Source organism: Microbulbifer sp. ALW1 (assembly GCF_009903625.1).
GTDB lineage: Bacteria > Pseudomonadota > Gammaproteobacteria > Pseudomonadales > Cellvibrionaceae > Microbulbifer.
On record NZ_CP047569.1, the window covers coordinates 2,272,501 to 2,296,802 of the forward strand.

Consider the following 24,302-nt stretch of genomic DNA (forward strand, 5'->3'; position numbering starts at 1 on the left):
AACCCAGACCGCCAGCTAAGGTCCCAAATATCAGTTAAGTGGGAAACGATGTGGGAAGGCCCAGACAGCTAGGAGGTTGGCTTAGAAGCAGCCATCCTTTAAAGAAAGCGTAATAGCTCACTAGTCGAGTCGGCCCGCGCGGAAGATATACCGGGGCTCAAACTGATAACCGAAGCTGCGGATGCTCTTATGAGCATGGTAGAGGAGCGTTGTGTAAGCCGCTGAAGGTGGACTGTGAGGTCTGCTGGAGGTATCACAAGTGCGAATGCTGACATGAGTAACGACAAGGGGGGTGAAAAACCTCCCCGCCGGAAGACCAAGGGTTCCTGTCCAACGCTAATCGGGACAGGGTTAGTCGGCCCCTAAGGCGAGGGCGAAAGCCGTAGTCGATGGGAAACGGGTTAATATTCCTGTACTTGCAATTGCTGCGATGGAGTGACGGAGAAGGCTAGGCCAGCATGGCGATTGGTTGTCCATGTTTAAGGTAGTAGGCTGGGGACTTAGGCAAATCCGGGTCCCTAAAGCTGAGAGCTGATGACGAGTCTTACTTGTAAGACGAAGTGGTTGATGCCCTGCTTCCAGGAAAAACTTCTAAGCTTCAGGCAATTGTGAACCGTACTCTAAACCGACACAGGTGGTCAGGTAGAGAATACCAAGGCGCTTGAGAGAACTCTGGTGAAGGAACTAGGCAAAATGGTACCGTAACTTCGGGAGAAGGTACGCCGCTGACGGTGATCGGACTTGCTCCGTAAGCTGTTGGCGGTCGAAGTGACCAGTTGGCTGCGACTGTTTATTAAAAACATAGCACTCTGCAAACACGTAAGTGGACGTATAGGGTGTGACGCCTGCCCGGTGCCGGAAGGTTAATTGATGGGGTTAGCGTAAGCGAAGCTCTTGATCGAAGCCCCGGTAAACGGCGGCCGTAACTATAACGGTCCTAAGGTAGCGAAATTCCTTGTCGGGTAAGTTCCGACCTGCACGAATGGCGTAACGATGGCCAAGCTGTCTCCACCAGAGACTCAGTGAAATTGAAATCGCTGTTAAGATGCAGTGTACCCGCGGCTAGACGGAAAGACCCCGTGAACCTTTACTACAGCTTTGCACTGAACTTTGAGCCTACTTGTGTAGGATAGGTGGGAGGCTTTGAAGCAGTGACGCCAGTCATTGTGGAGCCATCCTTGAAATACCACCCTGGTATGTTTGAGGTTCTAACTCTGGTCCGTTATCCGGATCGAGGACAGTGTATGGTGGGTAGTTTGACTGGGGCGGTCTCCTCCCAAAGAGTAACGGAGGAGTACGAAGGTGCACTCAGCATGGTCGGAAATCATGCAATGAGCATAATGGTATAAGTGCGCTTGACTGCGAGTCAGACATGACGAGCAGGTACGAAAGTAGGTCATAGTGATCCGGTGGTTCTGTATGGAAGGGCCATCGCTCAACGGATAAAAGGTACTCCGGGGATAACAGGCTGATACCGCCCAAGAGTTCACATCGACGGCGGTGTTTGGCACCTCGATGTCGGCTCATCACATCCTGGGGCTGAAGCCGGTCCCAAGGGTATGGCTGTTCGCCATTTAAAGTGGTACGCGAGCTGGGTTTAGAACGTCGTGAGACAGTTCGGTCCCTATCTGCCGTGGGCGTTGGAAATTTGAGAAGAGTTGCTCCTAGTACGAGAGGACCGGAGTGAACGAACCTCTGGTGTTCGGGTTGTCACGCCAGTGGCATTGCCCGGTAGCTATGTTCGGACGGGATAACCGCTGAAAGCATCTAAGCGGGAAGCCTCCTTCAAGATGAGATTTCCCTGACTCCTTGAGAGTCCTAAAGGGCCGTGGAAGACTACCACGTTGATAGGCTGGGTGTGGAAGCGTTGTGAGGCGTTGAGCTAACCAGTACTAATTGCCCGTGCGGCTTGACCATACAACAGAGATGGTTACTAACGATTGACTGATCGAGATGATCAGCGGATTGTGAGCCGAGAGACGCAACGTTCGATTGATCGACTTGCGGTGTATTACTACAGAGTGTTTTACCGACTTATTTGGGGTTATCGCCGGTCACCAGAATGACCGAGGCAAACAGCGATAACAGGCAGCGCAGGGCAACGAGCCCATAAGACCGAGCCAACCCAAGCCAGTTTGCCTGACGACAATAGAGTTGTGGAACCACCTGATCCCTTGCCGAACTCAGAAGTGAAACGCAACATCGCCGATGGTAGTGTGGGGATTCCCCATGTGAGAGTAGGTCATCGTCAGGTTTCTAAATAAAAGAAAGGGCCACCCAATCGGGTGGCCCTTTTTTTATTTAGGATTCGATGAACTTCTCCCGCTACCTCGCAGTGCAAAGCGCTGCCATGTGACAAGCAATGCACCGCAGGTGCAAAGCTTGGGGCGCCGAAGGCGTCGCGCAGCGATGGCGAGCACCGCTCGACACCCACTGCAGGTCATCGTTCCTCCAGTAGGCACCGCATTTCAATAAAGCTCCGCTCAATTAGCTTTTTCGAAACTTCCGAACAGCGAAAGCTACTGCGCAACCCCACTGTCAGCTGTCCGAGGCCGGACTGATCACATTGGCTTTGCCAATGTGCCCCTGCGGGCGCCTTCGGCGTCCCAACCGCTGGCGCGGTTGGTCGAACCGAGTGCCGGTGCTCGCCGACTTCAAGTGCCAAACAAAAAAGCCCTGATTGCTCGCGCAATCAGGGCTTTTTTGTTTGGTACCAGAGGCCGGACTCGAACCGGCACGCTTTTAAGGGCGGGGGATTTTGAATCCCCTGTGTCTACCAATTTCACCACTCTGGCATTGTCGGTAACCGGCTTTCAGCTCGGCTCCGAGAGGACGATGATTATAGCGATGCGCGAGTGGCGGTCAACAGGATTTGGCGGCGGGAGCGGTTTCCGTTACTCTTCGCGGCCAATCAATAAGCACCTAGACTGATGTAATGCAACGCCAGGACTTTCATTTTGATTTGCCAGAATCGCTCATTGCCAAAGCGCCAACTGCTGAGCGCCGTGGTAGCCGATTGCTGTGCCTCGATGGGGCTAGTGGGGAGGTCAGCCATCGACAGTTTGCTGACTTGCCTGGGCTGATACAGCCAGGGGACCTGCTGGTCTTCAATGATACCCGGGTCATTCCAGCGCGTCTTTTCGCCCGGAAGGCCAGTGGTGGAAAGCTCGAAATTCTGATTGAGCGGGTGCTCGATGAGCGACGTGCCCTGGCGCATATCCGCTCAAGTAAGTCACCCAAACCGGGCAGTGAAATTCTTTTGGAGAATGATCTGGCACTGCAAATGACTGCGCGTCACGATGCGCTTTTTGAGTTGCTGTTTCCCGAGCCCGGTGTACTCGAAATTCTGGAAACGCTTGGGCATATGCCGCTGCCTCCCTATATCGACCGCGCGGATGATGATGCCGATAAAGAGCGCTACCAGACCGTGTACAGTCGCAATGCCGGCGCAGTGGCCGCGCCCACGGCCGGACTGCACTTCGACGAAGCGATGATTGAAGGGCTAAAGGCACAGGGCGTTGAGACGACCTTTGTAACCCTTCATGTGGGAGCGGGGACTTTTCAGCCTGTGCGGGTAGATGATATCCACACTCACAAGATGCATACGGAAATTCTGGATGTGTCCGAGGACGTCTGCACCGCTGTTGCAGACTGCAAAGCCCGCGGAGGTCGGGTTATCGCTGTGGGTACTACAAGTGTACGTGCACTGGAAAGCGCCGCCCGCTCGGGTGAACTGATACCTACACAGGGTGAAACAGATATCTTCATTTACCCTGGTTATGAATTCAAAGTGGTTGATCGCCTGATTACCAACTTCCACCTTCCTGAATCGACCTTGCTGATGCTGGTCAGCGCATTTGCTGGTTACGGCAACACTATGCAGGCGTACAAAGACGCGGTTGATCAGAAGTACCGATTCTTCAGCTATGGCGATGCGATGTTGATTGAGCGGAATCCAGCGGTGGATCCGAGTGAAGTGGGGCGCGCGTGACCCGCAAGCTAAATACACAAAAAATTCTATTGAGGAGGTCATCGTGAGCCGCCAGTGTTTTATGAAGTTTGAGCTGGATACGACGGATGGCAAGGCTCGTCGCGGGCGGCTGCAGTTTCCTCGCGGAGTGGTAGAAACCCCGGCATTCATGCCAGTAGGTACTTATGGCACGGTAAAGGGAATGCTACCGCGGGATGTGGAGGCAATTGGTGCGCATATTATTTTGGGCAACACATTCCACCTGATGCTGCGCCCCGGCACGGAGGTGATTAAAGCCCATGGGGATCTACATGATTTTATGCAGTGGCAGGGTCCGATCCTTACAGACTCCGGTGGCTTCCAGGTGTTCAGTCTGGGGCAAATGCGGAAGATCAGTGAGGAAGGGGTATCCTTCAAGTCTCCGGTAGATGGCAGTCCGGTATTTGTGGGCCCGGAAGAGTCCATGCAGGTCCAAAAGGATCTGGGTTCCGATGTCGTGATGATTTTCGATGAGTGCACGCCTTATCCCGCCACTCCGGACGAAGCGCGCAAGTCCATGGAGCTTTCACTGCGCTGGGCCAAGCGCTCCAAAGACGCACACGGGGATAGCCCTTCGGCGCTGTTCGGCATCGTGCAGGGAGGTATGTATCCGGAGTTGCGTGATGTTTCCCTAGCCGGGCTGACCGAGCTGGAGTTTGATGGCTACGCGATCGGCGGCCTGTCGGTCGGTGAACCCAAAGACGAAATGATCAAGGTGCTCGATCACCTTGCCTACAAAATGCCGGCAGATAAACCGCGCTACCTGATGGGTGTGGGCAAGCCGGAGGACATCGTGGAGGCGGTGCGCCGGGGCGTCGATATGTTTGACTGCGTGATGCCCACCCGCAATGCCCGCAATGGCCACCTGTTCACATTTTCCGGAGTGGTGAAGATCCGCAACGCCAAGCATCGCCACGATACCGGACCGTTGGAGGAGGGGTGTGATTGCTATACCTGCGAAAACTTCTCGCGCAGCTATTTACACCACCTGGACAAGTGCGGCGAGATCCTCGGCTCCCAACTGAATACGATTCACAACCTGCGTCACTATCAGCGGCTGATGCAGAATCTGCGCGATGCTATCTCGGAACACAAGCTGGATGCGTACGTCGAGACTTTCTATAAGGGACTGGGGCGGGAAGTTCCTCCTCTGGGGTAAGTGGAGGGAGTGTGGATTTGTGCCAACTTCCTATCCCCGTATAATCAGCTCCCAATTCTGACCGGCGGCTCTGCTTCGGCTTGCAATCGGTATGTGCCGCCCGCATATGGTCAGTTATTGCAATAAAATGCGCTCGCCAGGCGGGCCGGTCAAACAATGAGAAAAGCATGAATCGCTATCCCCTCTGGAAATATCTCCTGATCCTGATTATTGCCGGACTGGGGCTGCTGTATGCGGCACCTAACCTTTATCGCCCCGACCCTGCGGTGCAGATTTCCGGTCAGTCCAGCCTTCTTAAGGTCGATCAAAACGTGCTCAACAAGGCGCAAAAAGCGTTGGATGAGGCTGGCATTTCCTATTTCGGGGGCGAGGTCCAGGACAAGTCAGTGCTGTTGCGACTGAAGTCAATGGAAGAGCAGCTGCCAGCCAAGCGTGCTATTCAGGAATTCCTGGGGCATGGCGACTACGTGGTGGCCCTGAACCTGGCGCCGACCACACCGGCGTGGCTTTCCGATCTGGGGGCTAGCCCCATGAAACTCGGTCTGGACCTGGCTGGTGGTGTGCACTTCCTGATGGAAGTGGACACCAACTCCATCGTTAAGACCAATATGGAAGGCTATGTTTCTGACGTTAAAACCAAGCTGCGCGGGGCCAAAGCGCGTTACCGCAGTGTCGAGCTGGAAGACGACCGCGAAATCGTAGCCCGTTTCCGCAGTGAAGACCTTCGCAGCCTGGGCCTGCGGACGTTGCGCAAGGAATTCCCAACCCTGCAACTGACCGAAGCTGGCAGCGGCAGCAACCTTGAGATTCGTGCCACTTTATCTGAGCAGGAAATCAAGCAGCTGGAAGATTACGCCGTTACCCAGAACCTGACTACCCTGCGCAACCGGGTGAATGAGCTGGGTGTGGCTGAGCCCATTGTCCAGCGCCAGGGCCGCAATCGAATTGTGGTTGAGCTGCCTGGTGTGCAGGACACAGCGGAAGCCAAGCGGATTATCGGTAAGACCGCAAACCTGGAGTACCGTATGGAAGCCAAGCCCGATGCGCTGGTGACCAATAAAGAGTACTTCGAGTATCGCGATGAGCAGGAACGCGCGGCCTATGGCGGTGCCTGGCTGGAACGCAAGATCATTATTTCCGGCGAGCGCGTAACCGATGCGCGGGTTGGCTACGACGAGAGTGGTTTCCCCCAGGTGAATATCACCCTGGATTCCCGGGGCGGTGAAATGATGCACCGGGCAACCTGGAAAAACGTTGGCCGCCGTATGGGTACCCTGTTTGTCGAGAGCCGTTTCACTCCCGAAAAACAGGTGGATGCGGAAGGCAACGAAGTGATTGTCCAGAAGCGCACCGACGACAAGAAAATCATCAGCCTGGCGACGGTTCAGAGCCCCCTGGGGCGCCAGTTCCGTACCACCGGCCTCGGTAGCCCCGCTGAAGCCCAGGAGCTGGCCCTGTTGCTTCGCTCTGGTGCCCTGGCGGCGCCCATGTACTTCGTGGAAGAGCGGGTCATCGGACCATCGCTGGGGGCCGACAACATCAAGGTTGGTGTGACCTCTGTACAGATCGGCCTGCTGGCTGTTGTGCTGTGTATGCTGATCTTCTACCGCGTGTTTGGCTTGGCGGCGAATATTGCGCTGGCGGTCAACCTGGTATTGCTGGTCGCGGTAATGTCCATTCTGGGGGCTACGCTGACGCTTCCCGGTATCGCCGGTATGGTGCTGACCATTGGTATGGCGGTGGATGCCAACGTGCTCATCTTCTCCCGAATAAGGGAAGAGTTGCGCAACGGGCTATCGCCGCAGTCTGCGATCAGTGCCGGCTTCGACAACGCCTACAGTGCGATTGTGGATGCGAACATCACCACGCTGATTGTGGCGGTGATCCTGTACGCGATTGGCTCCGGCCCCGTGCAGGGCTTCGCCGTAACACTTTCGATCGGGATTTTGACCTCCATGTTCAGTGCAATCATGGGAACCCGGGCATTGATCAATTTGTTCTACGGCGGTCGCCGCGTACAGAAACTCTGGATTTAAGGGGACGGTGATGAGTAATACCAAAGAAGAAAACGGCAGAATCACCGAATATATGGGCAAGCGCGTGTACGATTTTATGCGCTGGCGCAAGCTGGCAGCGGCAGTCTCACTGCTGCTGGTCATTGCATCGATCGTGGCTCTGGGAATGAACGGCCTCAAGCTGGGGCTGGATTTCACCGGTGGTACCCAGATCGAAGTGGGCTATGAAAAGGCCCCGAAGATAGAAGATGTACGCAGTCAGTTGGAGCAAGCGGGCTTCAGCGGTGCCGCGGTGGTCCGGTTTGGCTCCGACAGCGAGCTGTTGATCAAGCTGCCCCCGGAAGTCGCGGAGAAGCAGGCAAAGCAAAATGCCCGCGACGCTGAGGCGACCGACTCCATTGGTGATGAAGTAGTAAGCGCTTTGCGCCAGCATAGCGATGGTCGAATTGACCTGCGCCGCGTCGAAATGGTTGGCCCGCAGATTGGTGAAGAGCTGCGTGACGATGGCGGACTGGGCATGCTGTTTGCCCTGGCGGTAGTGATGGCTTACGTCGCTCTGCGGTTCCAGTACAAGTTCGCAGTTGGCGCTGTGGTGGCCCTGATCCACGACGTGATCATTGTTCTTGGCTTCTTTGCCATCTTCCGCCTGGATTTCGACCTGACAGTACTGGCTGCCGTATTGGCGGTTATCGGCTACTCGATCAACGACACCATCGTGGTTTATGACCGGGTGCGGGAGAATTTCCGTAAGGTGCGTCAGGCCGAGCCCGCAGAAATCATCAATATTTCCATGAGTCAGACCCTGAGTCGTACCTTCATGACCTCATTTACCACCTTGCTGGTACTCTGGGCGTTGCAGTTCTTTGGCGGAGAGCTGATCCATAACTTCTCCCTGGCACTGATTGTGGGTGTTGTGATCGGTACTTTCTCATCGGTGTACGTTGCCGCCAATATTCTGATGGCAATGAATACGACCAAAGAGGACCTGATGCCGCCGGTGAAGGAAGGTGCGGAGCAGGATGAGATGCCATAAGGGCATAGTGCATTAGCTAGGATACATTCACTAAGAAGCGGGGGTTTCCCCGCTTTTTTTATGCCTGGGGAAAGCACCAGAAAAAGCGCGAAAAAAGGGGCATAACCGGGGGGCGGTGAAGTACGAGTATAAAGCCCGTTGCTTGTGCGGTAGACAAGTCGTGAAGCGGGGCCTGGGGCCTGAAAGGCCGCGAGGAGAGGAAAGGGCGCGGCGGCAGCTCGCTGCCGCGACGAGCGGTATCAGGCGCGAGGTTTTTTGCCGAGCGTGATGTGCTTGGGACCGGAAGTGTTTGTCTGGCCGCTTACCCCTTTGGGTACCTGCTCGATTTTCCCGCCGTTTTGGAGGAAAGCCTGAACCTGTGCTTCGATTGATTCACGTGACTCAGGAGAAACAGTTTCCTTACCGCGCTTGCTTGTGCTGGATGCTTTTTTAGCCACAATTCAGTCCAATTTATGTATGAACGGCAGATATTACCACAAGTTGTGCAAAAAATCACCCGTACGGACTGGCCGTTCCCGGGGTAACTGGCGGTGCCCGGGAGCGACCGCAAAAGCCTGAAAAATCAGGCGTTTGCGGGTTGGGATTTGCGGGTTGGGACTTGCCGGTTGAGAGGGGCTTCGCATGTGGCCCCGGTGGGTTGGGCCGGGAGCGCCCTGGGCTCAGCGCTCGACGCGCTGGTTGTGAGCGATGAAGTACTGCGCCAGATAGCGGGCGTAATTGATGTCCGCATTGTTGATATAGCTACCACTGGCCCCTTCGCCGCCAGACCAGGAGTGATCGACACCGTCTAGCCATAGCATGGAAACGCGGCCGTCCCGCCACAGGGTTTCCGTTGCCGTGCGCTCGCCCTCACTGAGCGTTTTGGTGTCAGTGACCCGCTCCACCCCGTAGACGCCCGCCATACCCTCAGCATTCTGGGTGTTGTAGCAGTCATCGACCACGTTGTCGTTAGTGCCATGGGCGATGGATGCCACTTGGGTCTTGAAGTGGCTGGCATAGCTTCCCGCATAGCTGTTGCAGCGACTGGCAACATCTGCCTTTTCGCAACTGCGAATGGCTCCGGCGGGGCTGGTGCCTATGCTGGGTCCGGCGCTGACACCCATGCCGGCGAAAACGTCCGGGGCGATACAGGCCGCGGTGTTGGCGAAGACCGCGCCAGACGAAAGCCCGGCAATATAGACCTGATTGGGGTCGATGCCCCGGTCGCTGTCACCGCTCATTGAGTGCGCCAGGCTGATCAGGTTCTTGTAGTCGCCAGCGGTACGGGATCTATCGTCCTGCCAGTAAGCCCAGCAGTTGTAGCCTGCCTTGTTCATCGCATCGGGTACTGCGACTACCATACCGAATTCGTCGGCCGCGACTTCGAGGTTGGCAGAGAGATACGCGTCGATAGATTGGGTGCACCCGTGCAAGACCACCAGTAGTGACTTGCCATCGCCAATGGGGGAGCTGGTATCTGGGGTGTAGATGTGGACCTTGTCGAAGCCGCCAACGGAAACGTTGTGTTGCCAACTGCCGGCGCCGGCTGCGGTCGTGCCTACGACCAGGGACAGCCCGAACGACAGTACGAGTGAGGCGCGGAGGATTCCGCGCGGATTGAATTGAAGCATCGCTTTCCCCGCTGATTTTTATTGGACGTCGCCCCAGCCTAGCGGGGCGGAATAGCAGTGCCTATGCGACCAAGGTCGCAAAAGGTCCCGGTCGGGGAAAATCGGTTTAACTGGCGGGGTTTTCCGGGGCTGGTAGTGGCCAGCCGCCAAGGTCGCGCCAACGGTTGACGATGCCGCAGAACAGCTCGGCCGTCTTCTCCGCATCGTATTCCGCGGAGTGGGCACTGCTGTTATCGAAGGGGATGCCCGCAACCTGGCAGGCTTTGGCCAGAACGGTCTGGCCATAAGCGAGGCCGGCAAGGGTAGCGGTGTCCATGCAGGAGAAGGGGTGGAAGGGGTTGCGCTTCACGCCACAGCGCTCCACGGCCGCATTGATGAAACCCAGGTCGAAGTGGGCATTGTGGGCCACCATGATGGCCCGGGTGCAGCTGTGGTTTTTGATGGCGCGGCGGATCTGGCGGAACATTTCCGGCAGTGCAATTTCTTCCGGCCAGGCGTCACGTTCCGGGGACTCCAGGTCAATGCCGATAAAGTCCAGCGCCGACTGCTCAATATTGGCGCCTTCGAAGGGCTCGATATGGAAGCTGTGGGTTTCCTCCGGGTAGAGGGTGCCCTCGTCGTCCATATTCAGGATCACCGCCGAAACTTCCAGCAGGGCATCGGTGCGCGCGTTAAAGCCGCCAGTCTCCAGGTCGAGCACGACGGGCAGGAAGCCGCGAAATCGCTGTGCTAAAGGACTTTTGGGGCCGGTGGGCTCTTCTGCTGGTGTCACGGGGTTTCCTGAAAGTCAGTCGTTAAATCGGTCGGGTTATGAGCAGGGGCTATTCCATAGTCGCTAGGTCGCTAGCCCCTTGGGATTTCTGTACCGGTGTCAGGCGAGGCGCCAGTTCAGGGTTTCGCCGGCGGCCAGGGGAATCAGGGATTCCGATCCCATGGGCAGGCCGCTGGGCAGTGTCCAGGGTTCCCGCACCAGGGTGATGGTGTCGCTATTGCGTGGCAGCCCGTAAAAATCGGGGCCAAATTCGCTGGCAAAGCCTTCCAGTCTTTCCAGTTTGCCGGCGCGCTCAAAGGCTTCCGCGTAAAGCTCCATAGCGCTGAAGGCGGTATAGCAGCCTGCACAGCCGCATGCGGCTTCCTTTTTACCCTGTGCGTGGGGGGCGGAGTCGGTGCCGAGGAAAAACTTCGGGCTGCCGCTGGTGGCTGCTTCGATCAGGGCATTCTGGTGAAAGCCGCGCTTCAGGATGGGCAGGCAGTAATAGTGGGGGCGGATGCCGCCCACCAGCATATGGTTGCGATTGTACAGCAAGTGGTGCGCGGTAATGGTGGCGGCCACCCCGTCACGGGCCTTACCGACAAATTCGGCGGCCTGGGCGGTGGTGATATGTTCGAGCACTATTTTCAGGGTGGGGAAGTCATTCACTACCGGGCCAAGGATATTCTCAATGAATACCCGCTCGCGATCGAAAATGTCGATATCGCTGGTGGTGACCTCTCCGTGCAGCAGCAGCTTCATACCGCAGGACTGCATGGCTTCCAGTGCGGGATAGATGTTGCGGATATCGGTAACACCGGAATCGGAATTGGTGGTGGCGCCAGCAGGGTAGAGCTTGGCTGCGACGACCCCGGCGGCGTGTGCCTGCTGCACCATTTCGGGGGTGGTGTTGTCGGTCAGGTAGATCACCATCAGCGGGGTAAAGTTGCCGCCCTCAGGCACTGCCGCCTCAATACGGGATTTGTAGGCTAGGGCCTCTTGCGCCGTCACCACTGGTGGTACCAGGTTGGGCATAATGATGGCGCGACGAAACTGCTTGGCGGCGTCGCCAACCGTGCGTGGCAGGGCTGCGCCATCGCGTAAATGAATGTGCCAGTCGTCAGGCGCACGCAGGGTAATTTGCTGCAAGGACTCCACCGAATATCTCCTCCCGGATTGAACGCGGCGCCGATGCTACCCGAAGCGCCAAAAAATTGCGAAAACTGCGGCAAACGCCTCATAGATCGACAGATTGAATATAAAGTAAACAAGGGTTGCTGGTTGCTTAGTAGCCAACCTGACGACCCCATTTCTGGTGCTAGTCGTAGACGTTTCTAGGCGCTACAATCGCGCCCCGAAAAAAGCGGGCTATCCGCTATTCCTGGGCACACATCCAAAAATAAATCCCCCAGAACAAGATTTTCACCGGTGCACCGCCCCTGTGGGCCTGCGTGTATCTGTGGATGTTGGCTTCCCCCTCCAGCAGGGGCCACTATACAGAGGATAGTAATGAGCAAGATCGATAAGGTGGTATTGGCGTATTCTGGCGGGCTCGACACCTCGGTGATCGTGCGCTGGCTACAGGACACCTACGGATGTGAGGTGGTTACCTTTACTGCCGATATCGGTCAGGGCGAAGAGGTGGAGCCCGCGCGCGCCAAGGCGGAAGCGTTGGGTGTCAAAGAAATCTACATTGATGACCTGCGTGAGGAGTTTGTACGGGATTACGTGTTCCCGATGTTCCGCGCCAACACCATCTACGAGGGTGAGTACCTGCTCGGTACTTCCATCGCCCGCCCGCTCATTGCCAAGCGCCTGATCGAAATCGCCAACGAGACCGGTGCCGATGCCATTTCCCACGGTGCTACCGGTAAAGGTAACGACCAGGTGCGCTTCGAGCTGGGTGCCTACGCACTGAAGCCGGGTATTCAGGTTATCGCCCCCTGGCGCGAGTGGGACCTGAATTCCCGCGAAAAGCTCATGCAGTACTGCGAGCAGCACAAGATCCCGGTCGATTTTTCCAACAAAAAGAAAAAGTCGCCTTACTCCATGGACGCAAACCTGCTTCATATCTCCTATGAAGGCGGTGTGCTCGAAGAGCCGTGGGCCGAAGCGGAAGAGGATATGTGGCGCTGGAGTGTCAGCCCGGAGGCGGCACCGGATGCGCCTACCTATATCACTCTGCAGTTTGAAAAGGGCGACCCGGTTGCTATCGACGGCGAGCGCCTGAGCCCGGCAACCCTGCTGGAAAAACTCAACAAACTGGGTGGCGCCAATGGTATTGGTCGCCTGGATATCGTGGAAAACCGCTATGTGGGTATGAAGTCCCGCGGCTGCTACGAAACCCCCGGCGGCACCATTCTGATGAAGGCACACCGCGCCATCGAGTCCATCACTCTGGATCGCGAAGTAGCGCACCTCAAAGATGAGCTGATGCCGCGCTACGCGAAACTCATTTACAACGGCTACTGGTGGTCTCCCGAGCGCCGCATGCTGCAGGCCGCCATCGACGAGTCGCAGTCGGTCGTCAACGGTGAAGTACGCCTGAAACTGTACAAAGGCAGCGTCACTGCAGTGGGCCGTCGTTCTGAAGACAGTCTGTTTGATGAGCGCATTGCCACCTTTGAAGACGATGCCGGCGCCTATAACCAGAAAGATGCCGAAGGTTTCATCAAATTGAATGCCCTGCGGCTGCGAATTGCCGCAGGTAAAGGCAGAGACTTGATCTAAATCAGCCAGAAGCGGCGATTGAAGCGTTTAAATCGTCGTTTCTGTGCCCGCCCGGTCTACCGTGAAGGGGTATAGCCGCTACTTTAATGGCGAGTTCCCTCGCGTTTGACGGAAACGAATCTTAAAAAGCAACGGAAGTTACACAATGACGACAACGGTGGCAGAGGCCGGCAAGTTGCCGGACTATGACTACAACATTGTGCGCCAGTTCACCATCATGTCGGTGGTCTGGGGCATTGTTGGAATGGGTGTCGGCGTATTGATCGCCGCACAGTTGGCGTGGCCAGCCCTCAACGATATCTGGCAGCCCTTTACGCACTTTGGTCGTCTGCGTCCATTGCATACCAACGCGGTAATTTTTGCGTTTGGCGGCAGCGTGCTGTTTGCGACTTCTTATTATGTCGTGCAGCGGACCTGTCAAACCCGCCTGTGGGGTGGCTGGCTGATCCCGTTCACCTTCTGGGGTTGGCAGGTAGTGATTCTGGCGGCTGCGATTACTCTGCCGCTGGGTTACACCTCCAGTAAGGAGTACGCCGAGCTGGAATGGCCGATTGATATTCTGATCGCTCTGGTTTGGGTCGCTTACGCAATAGTGTTTTTCGGTACTATCGCCAAGCGTAGAACCTCGCACATTTATGTAGCCAACTGGTTCTTTGGCGCCTACATCATCACCATTGCGGCGCTGCATATCGTCAACAACCTGGAAGTTCCGGTTTCCCTGTTCAAGTCCTACTCCATCTATTCCGGTACCAAGGATGCGATGATCCAGTGGTGGTACGGACACAACGCGGTAGGCTTCTTCCTGACGGCCGCCTTCCTCGGCATCATGTATTACTTCGTGCCCAAGCAGGCGGGCCGCCCGGTTTATTCTTACCAGCTGTCCATCGTGCACTTCTGGGCGCTGATCTCCATCTACGTATGGGCCGGTGGTCACCACCTGCATTACTCCGCGCTGCCGGACTGGACCCAGAGCCTGGCGATGATCATGTCCGTGATTCTGCTGGCACCTTCCTGGGGCGGCATGATCAACGGCATCATGACCCTGTCCGGTGCCTGGCACAAACTGCGCACCGACCCGACCCTGCGCTTCCTGGTGGTGTCTCTGTCCTTCTACGGTATGTCTACCTTTGAAGGCCCGATGATGTCCATCAAGACCGTAAATGCTCTGTCACACAATACCGACTGGACTGTGGGCCACGTACACTCCGGCGCCCTGGGTTGGGTTGCGATGATCTCCATTGGTGCCCTGTACCACCTGGTTCCGGTGCTGTGGAATCGCAAGCAGATGTACAGCGTGAGCCTGATCAATGCGCACTTCTGGCTGGCTACTGTCGGTACTGTGCTCTACATCGCCGCCATGTGGGTGAACGGTATTACCCAGGGTCTGATGTGGCGCGCCTTTAACGCCGACGGCACCCTGACTTATAGCTTCGTGGAAAGCGTGATCGCGAGTCATCCGGGCTACATCGTACGTTGGCTGGGTGGTGCTTTCTTCCTGACCGGTATGTTCCTGATGGCGTACAACGTGTTCCGCACCATTACCGACGAGCCGAAAGAGTCTGAAGTGCGTCACGACGAAAACCTGCCCGTCGCGAAGAATGTATAAGGGGAATCGATCGTGAAGAATCATGACATTGTTGAAAAGAACATCGGGCTGATGATCGTGCTGACCGTCATCGCGATCAGCTTTGGTGCCCTGGTGGAAATTGTTCCCCAGTTTTTTACCACCAACAATAACGAGCCACTTGCCGGTCTGAAGCCGCTTGGCGCGGTTGAGTTGGAAGGTCGCGACATCTACATCCGCGAAGGCTGCCACGTTTGCCATACGCAAATGGTGCGTCCGCTGCGCGCGGAAGTAGAGCGCTACGGCCACTACTCCATGGCTCAAGAGCACGTATATGAGCACCCATTCCTGTGGGGCTCCAAGCGGACCGGTCCGGATCTGGCGCGCGTGGGTGGTCGTTACTCGGACGAGTGGCACCGCGCACACCTTTATGATCCCCGCAATGTGGTCCCGGAATCCATCATGCCGTCTTACCCCTGGCTGTTTGACAATGTGGTAACCGGTGAACACACCGCGAGAAAGATGCGAGCGCTGCGCTCTGTCGGGGTGCCGTATACCGATGAAGATATTGCCAATGCAGGCAAGCCGTTCGTCGGTGGTCGGGTCACCGAAATCGATGCGCTGGTCGCTTACCTGCAGCAGCTGGGTATCCTGGTACAGCAGAAACGCTAATCGGGGGTAACCAGTGGATATCAATATTCTGCGGCAGATTGCAGTAGTACTCGGGGCCCTGGCGTTCCTTGCTATCTGCTGGTGGGCCTTTTCCCCAAAGCGCAAACAGCGCTTTGAGGAAGATGCCAAGCTGCCGTTCGCGGATGAACAACAAACTTCTGACAAGGCCGCTCACAAGAGCGAAACCAGTACCGGCGATGCGGCCGGTGAGAAACAGGAACAGGGGCAGGACAAATGAGTACATTTTGGAGTGTTTGGGTAATTGTGCTCACCCTCGCCAATCTTGGATTGGTAACTTGGGTTCTTTTCGCAAACCGCAAAGTTGCGGTAAACGACCAGGACGATCCGGAAAACCGCACCACAGGCCATGTGTACGATGGCATTGAGGAGTACGACAACCCACTGCCCAAGTGGTGGTTCCTGTTGTTCGTGCTGACGCTGGTGTTCTCCGCCATTTACCTGGTGATTTACCCGGGTATGGGTAACTTCAAAGGGGTCGCTGGCTGGACCTCCGTGGGTGCACTGAAAGCCGATCAGGCCAAGGCCCAGGCAGAATTCAAAGAGTCTTTCGGCCAGTACGTAGACATGCCGCTGGAGAAAATTGCTGAAAGTCGTGAGGCCCTGAAAATGGGTGCGCGGATTTTTGCCAACAACTGCTCGGTTTGTCATGGCGCGGACGGTGGTGGCAATTACGGCTTCCCGAATCTGACCGACAGCGACTGGCTTTATGGCGGTACTCCGGAGAAGATCCTCGAAACTCTGCATAACGGCCGTCAGGGCCTGATGCCTCCGCAAGGCCCGATTATCGGTGAAGAGGGCGTGAAAAATGCTGCGGAATACGTTCTGGCAATGAATGGACTGGAGCATGATGCGGCGATGGCAGAGCAGGGCAAGCAGGTCTTCGGTACTGTGTGTATGGCTTGTCACGGCGCGGACGGCAAAGGTAATCAAGCGCTGGGTGCGCCGAACCTGACCGACAATATCTGGCTCTATGGTGGTACCCGCGAGGAAATCCAGCACACCATTCGCGGTGGCCGTAGCAACCACATGCCGGCTCAGAAAGAAAAACTGCGCGAAGACAAAATTCGTCTGGTCGCAGCCTATGTCTACAGCCTGTCTCGTCAGGATGAAGTTCAGCAGTAAGGATTTGCGCTGAATAGAAAGTAGCGTTGAGTGGTGGTTGATCACCGGCAAGCGATTGCCGGGTGCCACCACTCAATTCGCCGGGAAGGGCACCGCAGGGAAGAAGAACAAGCCTCATTGCATCAACTGCAGTCACGCCCGAACCGCTTAATGTCGGGAAGCGAGGTTTTGTGAGCGATAGAATACCCACCCGGGAAGAGCAGGATGGCGATGGTGAAGTCCGCTATCGCATGCTCTACGAGTCTGATGACAAAGTTTATATCCGCCATATTCGCGGTGTTTTCACCCGTATTCGCAAGTACACGGGCTTGCCGCTGCTGCTGGCGTTTTTCTTTATCCCCTGGCTCAATATCGATGGGCATCAGGCGGTACATTTTGACCTCCCCGCGCGCCAGTTTCATATTCTCTGGACCACCTTCGGCCCTCAGGACGGTTTCCTGCTCGCCTGGTTATTGATCATTGCGGCCTTTGCGCTGTTTGCGGTGACTACCTGGTTGGGGCGAGTATGGTGCGGTTTTACTTGCCCGCAGACGGTCTGGACCCTGATGTTTATCTGGGCCGAGCGGGTGTGTGAGGGTGATCGCAGCAAGCGCATGAAGCTGGATGCGGCCCCCTGGAGTGCGGAAAAGGTACTGCGCAAGACCGGTACCCACGCCATCTGGTTGCTGATTTCCCTTGCCACCGCCCTGGCATTTGTCGGGTATTTTTACGGCATCCGCGACCTGGTAGTGGATCTGGCTACCTTAAAGGCCCATCCGCAGGGTGCATTCTGGGTCGCCTTTTTTACCTTTGCGACCTACATGAACGCGGGCTTTTTGCGCGAGCAGGTGTGCAAGTACATGTGCCCCTATGCGCGCTTCCAGTCGGTGATGTACGACAAGGACACCCTCGCGGTTTACTATGACGCCCAGCGCGGTGAAGCGCGCGGCCCGCGAAAAAAAGGCATCGATTACAAAGCCCAGGGCATGGGCGACTGTATTGACTGCTACTGGTGTGTCCAGGTTTGCCCCGTCGATATCGATATCCGTGATGGCATGCAATACGAGTGCATCAACTGTGGCTTGTGTGTGGATGCCTGCAACAGCGTCATGGACAAAATGGAATACCCCAAGGGGTTGATCCGCTTCACTTCTGAAGATGAACTGGAGACCGGCAAGACTAATTTTGCACGCCCCAGATTGTTTGGGTACGGTCTGGTGCTGTTGCTGATGGCTGGGCTGTTCGCGCAGCAGGTCGTCACCCGCTCCCCGGTCCAGGCTGAGGTACTGCGGGATCGCGGTGCGAGGATGTATCGCATTTCCCAGGGGATGGTCCAGAACGTCTATACCGTCAAAATCAACAATATGGATCAGAAACCGCATGAGTTTAGCGTGCGGATCGAAGGGAAGGCCGGTTATGACTACTCGCTGCGTATGCAGCGGGGGATTCCGGTAAGCCCGGGTGAGGTATATTCCGTGCCAATTCGGGTCAGTGTGCCCCGGGAGCAGTTGAAAGATACCAAGCACGATATCGTGATTGTTATTCAGGCCAAAGACGCCCCGGAACTGGAAGATCGGCACAAAACGGTATTTATCGGTCCCAAGTAGGTCCAGAGTAAATGCGTGCTATCCGCGCGCCGAGTAGATAAATAGTGGTTGATAAGCGAGAGCGACAGAGAGTGGATAACGTAGAGCGGGCGCCGGCGCCCTGGTACCGCGAACCTTGGTTTTGGGCGGTGATGGCGCCACTTATTCTGGTCGTGATTGTTTCGGCGGTTATGGTTTCCATTGCGGTGCGTTACAGCGACGATGTGGTGAGTGACACATACTACAAAGACAGTCGCATGTACCACTTCAGTGCGGAGCAGGATCAGCGCGCTAGAGCGCTGAACCTGGCTGCCATGGTGTTGTTTTCACCGGCCGACAAGGTGGTTTCCCTGGATCTGCGCGGCCAGATCGAGTATCCGGAAAAGCTGTTGTTGACCCTGAGTCATCCGGTCGAAGCCGACCTGGATGAGCATATCGTGCTGGAGCAGGTGTCGATTGGGCGTTACCAAGGCAGGGTGCAGGCGCCGTTGCAGCACCGCTGGTACCTGCAATTGTTGCCAGAGTTGGATCCGGAGCAATTCCGGGATGCCCAGTGGCGCCTCCGCGGTGAAATCAACTTTGAACTTGGCAACGGAGTGCCCCTGAAGCCCGTCGAGCAGTGAGTCCGATGACCGAACAGCTTGCCAGTGCCTCTGCGAATTCCACACCCTCAATTCCTCCAGCGGGTTGTTATCACTGCGGCCTGCCTGTCGCCGAGGGGAGCCACTACTCCGTTTTGATCGATGGCCGCGAGCGCCCCATGTGCTGTCCCGGCTGTGAGGCAGTGGCGGGCGCGATTGTTGCCGGTGGCCTTGATAACTTCTATCGCTACCGCGAACAGAACAGTGAGCGTCCGGACACTACGGCACAACAGGACTCTTCCCCAAGCGGCAACTGGAGCGCTTACGATCTACCTGAAGTGCAGGGTGAGTTTGTGCGCGATTTCGACGCCTTGCCGTCCTCCCATTCTGCCGATTCTCCTCTGCGCATTGCCAGTTTGCTCGTCGGCGGCATTACCTGCGCCGCCTGCGTTTGGTTGATCGAAAAACACCTGCTGGCACTCCCGGGGGTGGAGCGGGTTTCGGTCAATGCCAGTACCCACCGCGCGCAGGTGGTATTCAACCCGGCATTGATCGCCGTCAGTCAGTTGTTTGCAGCCCTTGCCAGTATCGGTTACCGCCCGGCACCCGCCACGGCTGCCAACGGCGAGCGCCTGATATTGCAGGAACGCCGTGCGGCTATGCGTCGCCTTGGTGTCGCGGGTCTGGGTACCATGCAGGTAATGATGTTCGCCATCGCGCTGTATTTCGGGGCGAGCAAGGGCATCGACAGCCAGTTTGAGCAGTTTTTCCGCTGGGTATCCCTGATCGTCGCAACGCCGGTGGTTTGCTATGCCGCGCAGCCGTTTTTTGCCGCTGCCTGGCGCGCTCTGCGCAGCGGCCAACTGGTCATGGATGTACCTGTCTCGCTGGCGATCGGCCTGGCTTACGGTGCCAGTGTCTACGCCACCGTATTCGAGACCGGCGAGGTTTATTTCGAGTCGGTGTCCATGTTCACCTTCTTTTTATTGCTGGGGCGATCGGTCGAGATGCGTGCGCGCCACCGGGCGGGCCTGGCCAGTGGCGGCTTAGCGCAATTGTTGCCCCTGGCCGCGCTGCGTTTGCACGCGGGCAGCGGCGCGGTGGACTCGGTTCCGGTGACCGCTCTTGTCGCGGGAGACCGGATACTGCTGCGCCCCGGCGATACGGTGCCCGCGGATGGCATGGTGGTTGAGGGTGCCAGCGGGGTGGATGAGTCCATACTCACCGGGGAGTCCGCACTACAGCAGAAATCGGCTGGCAGTCAGGTGTTTGCCGGAAGTGTCAATGGTGATTCCTCACTCACCGTGCGGATTACTGCCGCGGGTAAAAGCACCCGCCTGTCTGCGATCGAAAAGCTGGTAGAGCGGGCGCAACTGGACAAGCCGACACAGGTAGCGTTGGCAGACCGTATAGCGGGGCGTTTTATTGCCGCCGTCTTGTGTATTGCCGTCGCCGCTTTTGTCTTCTGGTGGCAGCAGGCGCCGGATCGCGCCTTCTGGATTGCCCTGTCGGTGTTGGTGGTGACCTGTCCCTGTGCCCTGTCACTGGCTACGCCCGCGGCGCTGGCGGCAGCAACCTTACGCTTGCAGCAGCTGGGGTTGCTGGTGGCTCGTGGGCATGTGCTGGAAACCTTGCCCCAGCTTACCCGGGTCATCTTTGACAAAACCGGAACCCTTACCGAAGGGGAGCCGCGATTGCGCAGTATTCAGCTGCTGCGCCCCGGCTGGACTGAGGAGGATGTCAGGGATATCGCGGCTGGCCTGGAAGCCAAGAACAACCACCCGCTGGCGCGGGCTTTCCGTTCCTGGCGTGGCAATCGTGTGGCGCAGGAGTTGCGCTCCGTTACCGGATGCGGCGTGGCCGGGGTCTTTAACCAGATACCTTACCGGCTGGGGCGGGCGGATTTTGTGCTGGAGGAGTGCGCGGCCGACCCGCAAGGCGCGGTGCTGCCTGAAACCCCGAAAGGGGAGGGGCAGTGGCTGCTGTTGGGGGATTCTGCGGGGGCGATCGCCTGGCTGGGGTTGGGCGATGAAATGCGCCCCAGTGCCCCGGCGTCGGTCGCCCAGCTACAGGCTGGAGGATTGGCAACGGAACTGCTGAGCGGTGATCAATCCGCAGAAGTGCCGCGCCTGGCAACGCTTACTGGTATTGACCATTATCGCGCTGGCGCTTCTCCGGAAGAAAAACTGTCGCACCTGCAGCAGCTACAGGGTCGTGGCGAACGACTGCTGATGGTGGGGGACGGTATCAACGATGTGCCGGTACTGTCTGGGGCCGACGTGTCGGTGGCGATGATGTCGGCGGCGGACCTGGCGCAATCCCGTGCGGACGCCATTTTATTGCAGGGTGACCTGCGGGCTTTGCCAAGAGCCTTTGCATTGGCACGCAAGTGTCGCACAATTATTCGCCAGAACCTGACCTGGGCCATAGCGTATAACGCCCTGGCGTTGCCACTGGCGTTCCTCGGACTGGTGCCTCCCTGGGCCGCCGCGATTGGCATGTCGCTGAGTTCACTGATTGTGGTGGTCAACGCGCTGCGTTTGTCGCGCTGGCAGCCGCAGGGCTAGCCCGCCATCGTAAAGGCGATGGCCGCGAAACGCTTTTAATCTTATTGAGGTAAGTCGTGGACAGTATTTTTCTACTGGTCCCCATTGTTGTTGTCTTTGTCGCCATCGCGGTGAAGCTGTTTTTCTGGGCGGTCAATAGTGGTCAGTACGATGACCTGGAAACCGAAGGGCGCCGGATACTCTTCGATGATGATGAGCCCAAACGCCCGCACAATCCCACTCCACCGCGCAATCCCGCTCCACCACTAACGCCTTCGGCCCCGCAAGCTGAACGTGCGAAAGCCCCTGCGCAAGACTCTCCGGAGCAGTCGTGATGGTGGACTGGAGCTACCTGGGCGCAGCCCTAGCGATTGGTTTTTTTGGTAGCAGTCACTGTATCGGTATGTGCGGTGGTATTTCCGGTGCGCTGGGTCTTGCGGTACCCGGGCAGCGGACCGCCTGGCCCCGCCTGCTGGGATACTCTACCGGGCGCGTCGCCAGCTATACCCTGATGGGGCTATTGGTGGGTACTCTGGGCGCCTATCTGGCGACGGATATTGCGGCCGGGCTGGCGCCCTTGCGAGTCCTCGCTGGGTTGATGTTGATTGCCATGGCCCTTTACCTGGCGGATTGGTGGCGCGGTTTGGTGTGGCTGGAGCGGGGCGGTTCACTGCTCTGGAAGCTGGTACAACCATTGTCCCGACAGTTGCTGCCAGTCAACTCCACTCCCCAGGCCGTGGCACTGGGAGCGCTCTGGGGGTGGCTACCCTGTGGCCTGGTTTACAGCGCTTTGGCTTTCGCACTGGCTCAGGGCAATAGCTACCAGGCTGCACTGGCCATGCTCGCCTTCGGACTCGGGACTGTGCCTGCGGTTATGGCCACTGGTGTTGCCGCGGCCCGCCTCAGAACCCTGGTGCAGAAGCCGGGAGTGCGACTGTTGATGGCGTTGCTGGTTTTGCTGTTTGGGCTCTGGACCCTGTGGGGTGCTCTGGGCCATGGACATGGGGCGCATGCGTCTGGGCATGAGGCGGGGCACGAAACCGGGCATGGTAGTCATCAACATATGCATCACGGTACCCAAAGCGAGTCTCCAGAACCTGAGGCGCACAGCCATGAGGCTCAGCCTGGCGAACACCATCACGGTCACTCAAGTAGCACGCATGATGCTCCGGATATCGGCACCAGCGGCGGTGAAAGTGAGAATACCGGCAGCGCGCCTGGCGACTGACTTCCTTCCCCGGGCACTGCCCTGACCGCGACCGTGGCGATGGGCGCAGGAACTGGGTAAACTGGCGCAATTATGACCTGTGGTCTGGCCACTTTGGTTGGTACCTCCTGGTCGCGAAGAGGGCCCTGCTGCCGTATCACGCGGCAATGCGGTGTGCCATTGTGAGTGCCAGTTGGATTAACGATGAAAAAAATAAAAAACAAAACCGGTGTAAGACACAAGTCTGTCCGCAATAGCGGTCAGGGTAGCAGCCAGGGTCGCAGCCAGAGTGGCGATCATCGCCATGACAAGGGCGCTCCCACCTCGAATGCACTCCAGGCTCCCGCCTGCCCGAGCGCGCCTACCAGTATCTGGATCAATTTGGTCGCACTGGCAGTTTCCCTGGCCGCGGTTTACTGGCTGCGGGAATTCGGCCGGGATCTGGACGTCAAAACCCAGTCCCTGGTGGTGGTTGCCGTGGCGCTGGCGCTACCCATCATTGTGCTTGAGTGGTTCTTCCTCAAGCCCTATCGCAACCCCTCTGCGGGGCTGGACTTTCGCCGGGCAAATCACAGCATGCCCAGAACGGCAGTAAAACTGCTGGGTTTCTATGTGAGTGTGGGCTCAGTGGCGTTCGTTTACTGGCTGTTCCCGGAGTATCACGGTTCCTTCTACGACAACTACTTTTCCGTGGTGCGCGCCGTCTTGCCCTGGTGGATGCTGCTGGCAGTCCCGTATTTTTACCTGCTCGATGGCGCCATGGCGCAACCCAAAGACAGTTACTGGCAACTGGGGCGCTGGATCCTCGGGCAGCGCGAAGGTGTGTCCGGCAAGGCGATTGGTCAGCTCTACCTCGGCTGGCTGGTGAAGCTGTTCTTCCTGCCACTGATGTTTGTCTACCTGGGCAATAACCTGAATACCCTGTTGAACTTCGACTTTGCCCGCTTGTTGGGCAGCTTCAAGGCGGTATTCGACTTCACGTTCAACTTCCTGTTTTACATCGACCTGCTGTTCGTCACCGTGGGTTACGTATGCACACTGCGACTGTTCGACGCGCATATCCGTACTGCCGAACCCAGCTTTCTCGGGTGGGGCGTGGCGTTGATTGGTTACCAGCCGTTCTGGAGCCTGTTTTCCGGTACCTATCTCAAGTACGACGATGCCCCAGCCTGGGGTTACTGGTTCTGGGACACGCCGCTGGTGTATGGCATCTGGGGCAGCGGCATCCTGCTGTTGATCGCGATATATGTCTGGGCCAGCATTCCGTTCGGCATTCGTTTCTCAAACCTGACTCACCGCGGTATTCTGACCAATGGCCCTTACCGCTATACCAAGCACCCGGCCTATATCAGTAAAAACCTGTCCTGGTGGATGATCTCCATGCCGTTCATGGTGAGTGCCACGGTGCCGGAGGCCCTGCGCCACTCATTGCTGCTATTGATGGTGAACTTCATTTACTTCATGCGCGCGCGCACCGAGGAGCGGCACCTGTCCTGGGATCCGACCTATGTGGCTTACGCCAATTACATTGCCGAGCGGGGTCTGTTTGCGTTCCTTGGGCGTTGGTTCCCGGTGCTGCGGTTCGGCAATGGTCGCCTGTTCCACTCTCCCAGTGAGGCGGCCGGCAAGCCCCCGGCAACTTCGCCAGCGGCGCCTGCTCATCAGGCTGAGGCCGGCTCGGCCGGCGCCTGACAGCTACAAAAAAATCAAAAATAAA

19 protein-coding genes, 1 tRNA gene and 2 rRNA genes (1 of these 22 running past the window's edge) are annotated in these 24,302 nt (G+C 57.3%); 17 read left to right on the top strand and 5 right to left on the bottom strand.

The window, feature by feature from the left end:
- Positions 1–1,917 (top strand): 23S ribosomal RNA (locus tag GRX76_RS09360); it begins 964 nt to the left of the window's first position.
- A 221-nt stretch (positions 1,918–2,138) separates the two neighbouring features.
- A 5S ribosomal RNA gene (rrf, locus tag GRX76_RS09365) occupies positions 2,139–2,254 on the top strand.
- Between the two features lie 454 nt (positions 2,255–2,708).
- Here the strand turns inward: rrf and GRX76_RS09370 are convergent.
- Positions 2,709–2,795, bottom strand: a tRNA-Leu gene (locus GRX76_RS09370).
- Between the two features lie 140 nt (positions 2,796–2,935).
- On the opposite strand from GRX76_RS09370, the gene queA reads away from it, so the two are divergent.
- From queA to secF, 4 genes are all read left to right on the top strand, one after another.
- The gene (gene queA / locus GRX76_RS09375) at positions 2,936–3,991 is read left to right on the top strand and encodes a tRNA preQ1(34) S-adenosylmethionine ribosyltransferase-isomerase QueA (RefSeq protein ID WP_160153072.1); all 1,056 of its coding nucleotides are present in this window, start codon (positions 2,936–2,938) and stop codon (positions 3,989–3,991) included.
- A 43-nt stretch (positions 3,992–4,034) separates the two neighbouring features.
- On the top strand, positions 4,035–5,168 hold the full coding sequence (tgt, locus tag GRX76_RS09380; protein ID WP_160153073.1) for a tRNA guanosine(34) transglycosylase Tgt: 1,134 nt from the start codon (positions 4,035–4,037) through the stop codon (positions 5,166–5,168).
- A gap of 167 nt (positions 5,169–5,335) precedes the next feature.
- A complete protein-coding gene (gene secD, locus GRX76_RS09385) occupies positions 5,336–7,204 on the top strand; it encodes a protein translocase subunit SecD (RefSeq protein ID WP_160153074.1) in 1,869 nt (622 codons plus the stop codon).
- 10 nt (positions 7,205–7,214) lie between these two features.
- Positions 7,215–8,216 carry a protein translocase subunit SecF gene (secF, locus tag GRX76_RS09390; protein WP_160153075.1) on the top strand — a complete coding sequence of 334 codons (1,002 nt, stop codon included), beginning with the start codon at positions 7,215–7,217 and terminating at the stop codon, positions 8,214–8,216.
- Positions 8,217–8,455: 239 nt separating this feature from the next.
- Here secF and GRX76_RS09395 read toward each other — a convergent pair whose 3' ends face one another.
- The 4 genes from GRX76_RS09395 to pyrC all read right to left on the bottom strand — a co-directional run bounded on the left by GRX76_RS09395 (position 8,456) and on the right by pyrC (position 11,726).
- Positions 8,456–8,653, bottom strand: coding sequence for a hypothetical protein (locus tag GRX76_RS09395; RefSeq protein ID WP_160153076.1), 198 nt, complete (start codon positions 8,651–8,653; stop codon positions 8,456–8,458).
- A 222-nt stretch (positions 8,654–8,875) separates the two neighbouring features.
- Complete coding sequence (locus GRX76_RS09400) at positions 8,876–9,826, bottom strand: PHB depolymerase family esterase (protein WP_160153077.1); 951 nt, start codon at positions 9,824–9,826, stop codon at positions 8,876–8,878.
- Positions 9,827–9,932: 106 nt separating this feature from the next.
- Entirely contained in the window at positions 9,933–10,598 is a 666-nt protein-coding gene (rnt, locus tag GRX76_RS09405; RefSeq protein ID WP_160153078.1) for a ribonuclease T, read from the bottom strand.
- Between the two features lie 99 nt (positions 10,599–10,697).
- Positions 10,698–11,726 (bottom strand): dihydroorotase, encoded by a 1,029-nt coding sequence (gene pyrC / locus GRX76_RS09410; protein WP_236250639.1) that lies wholly within the window; start codon positions 11,724–11,726, stop codon positions 10,698–10,700.
- Positions 11,727–12,086: 360 nt separating this feature from the next.
- Between pyrC and GRX76_RS09415 the strand changes: the two genes are divergently transcribed.
- From GRX76_RS09415 to GRX76_RS09465, 11 genes are all read left to right on the top strand, one after another.
- Positions 12,087–13,307, top strand: coding sequence for an argininosuccinate synthase (locus GRX76_RS09415; RefSeq protein ID WP_160153080.1), 1,221 nt, complete (start codon positions 12,087–12,089; stop codon positions 13,305–13,307).
- Between the two features lie 145 nt (positions 13,308–13,452).
- A complete protein-coding gene (gene ccoN / locus GRX76_RS09420) occupies positions 13,453–14,913 on the top strand; it encodes a cytochrome-c oxidase, cbb3-type subunit I (RefSeq protein WP_160153081.1) in 1,461 nt (486 codons plus the stop codon).
- Positions 14,914–14,925: 12 nt separating this feature from the next.
- Positions 14,926–15,543 (top strand): cytochrome-c oxidase, cbb3-type subunit II, encoded by a 618-nt coding sequence (gene ccoO / locus GRX76_RS09425; RefSeq protein WP_160153082.1) that lies wholly within the window; start codon positions 14,926–14,928, stop codon positions 15,541–15,543.
- 13 nt (positions 15,544–15,556) lie between these two features.
- A complete protein-coding gene (locus GRX76_RS09430) occupies positions 15,557–15,781 on the top strand; it encodes a cbb3-type cytochrome c oxidase subunit 3 (RefSeq protein ID WP_160153083.1) in 225 nt (74 codons plus the stop codon).
- A complete protein-coding gene (gene ccoP, locus GRX76_RS09435) occupies positions 15,778–16,686 on the top strand; it encodes a cytochrome-c oxidase, cbb3-type subunit III (RefSeq protein ID WP_201276948.1) in 909 nt (302 codons plus the stop codon). Before GRX76_RS09430 ends, ccoP begins: the two co-directional genes overlap by 4 nt.
- 170 nt (positions 16,687–16,856) lie before the next feature.
- Positions 16,857–18,272, top strand: coding sequence for a cytochrome c oxidase accessory protein CcoG (gene ccoG / locus GRX76_RS09440; protein WP_160153084.1), 1,416 nt, complete (start codon positions 16,857–16,859; stop codon positions 18,270–18,272).
- A gap of 71 nt (positions 18,273–18,343) precedes the next feature.
- A complete protein-coding gene (locus GRX76_RS09445; RefSeq protein WP_236250613.1) occupies positions 18,344–18,874 on the top strand; it encodes a FixH family protein in 531 nt (176 codons plus the stop codon).
- A gap of 5 nt (positions 18,875–18,879) precedes the next feature.
- Positions 18,880–21,399, top strand: coding sequence for a heavy metal translocating P-type ATPase (locus GRX76_RS09450; RefSeq protein WP_160153085.1), 2,520 nt, complete (start codon positions 18,880–18,882; stop codon positions 21,397–21,399).
- Between the two features lie 56 nt (positions 21,400–21,455).
- Positions 21,456–21,713, top strand: a complete 258-nt coding sequence (gene ccoS / locus GRX76_RS09455) for a cbb3-type cytochrome oxidase assembly protein CcoS (RefSeq protein WP_160153086.1) — start codon at positions 21,456–21,458, stop codon at positions 21,711–21,713.
- Positions 21,713–22,606, top strand: a complete 894-nt coding sequence (locus GRX76_RS09460) for a sulfite exporter TauE/SafE family protein (protein ID WP_160153087.1) — start codon at positions 21,713–21,715, stop codon at positions 22,604–22,606. The genes ccoS and GRX76_RS09460 overlap by 1 nt, the downstream gene beginning before the upstream one ends.
- A gap of 183 nt (positions 22,607–22,789) precedes the next feature.
- Positions 22,790–24,277: an isoprenylcysteine carboxylmethyltransferase family protein gene (locus GRX76_RS09465; RefSeq protein WP_236250614.1), complete on the top strand. Its 1,488-nt coding sequence runs from the start codon at positions 22,790–22,792 to the stop codon at positions 24,275–24,277.
- Positions 24,278–24,302 lie beyond the last annotated feature (25 nt).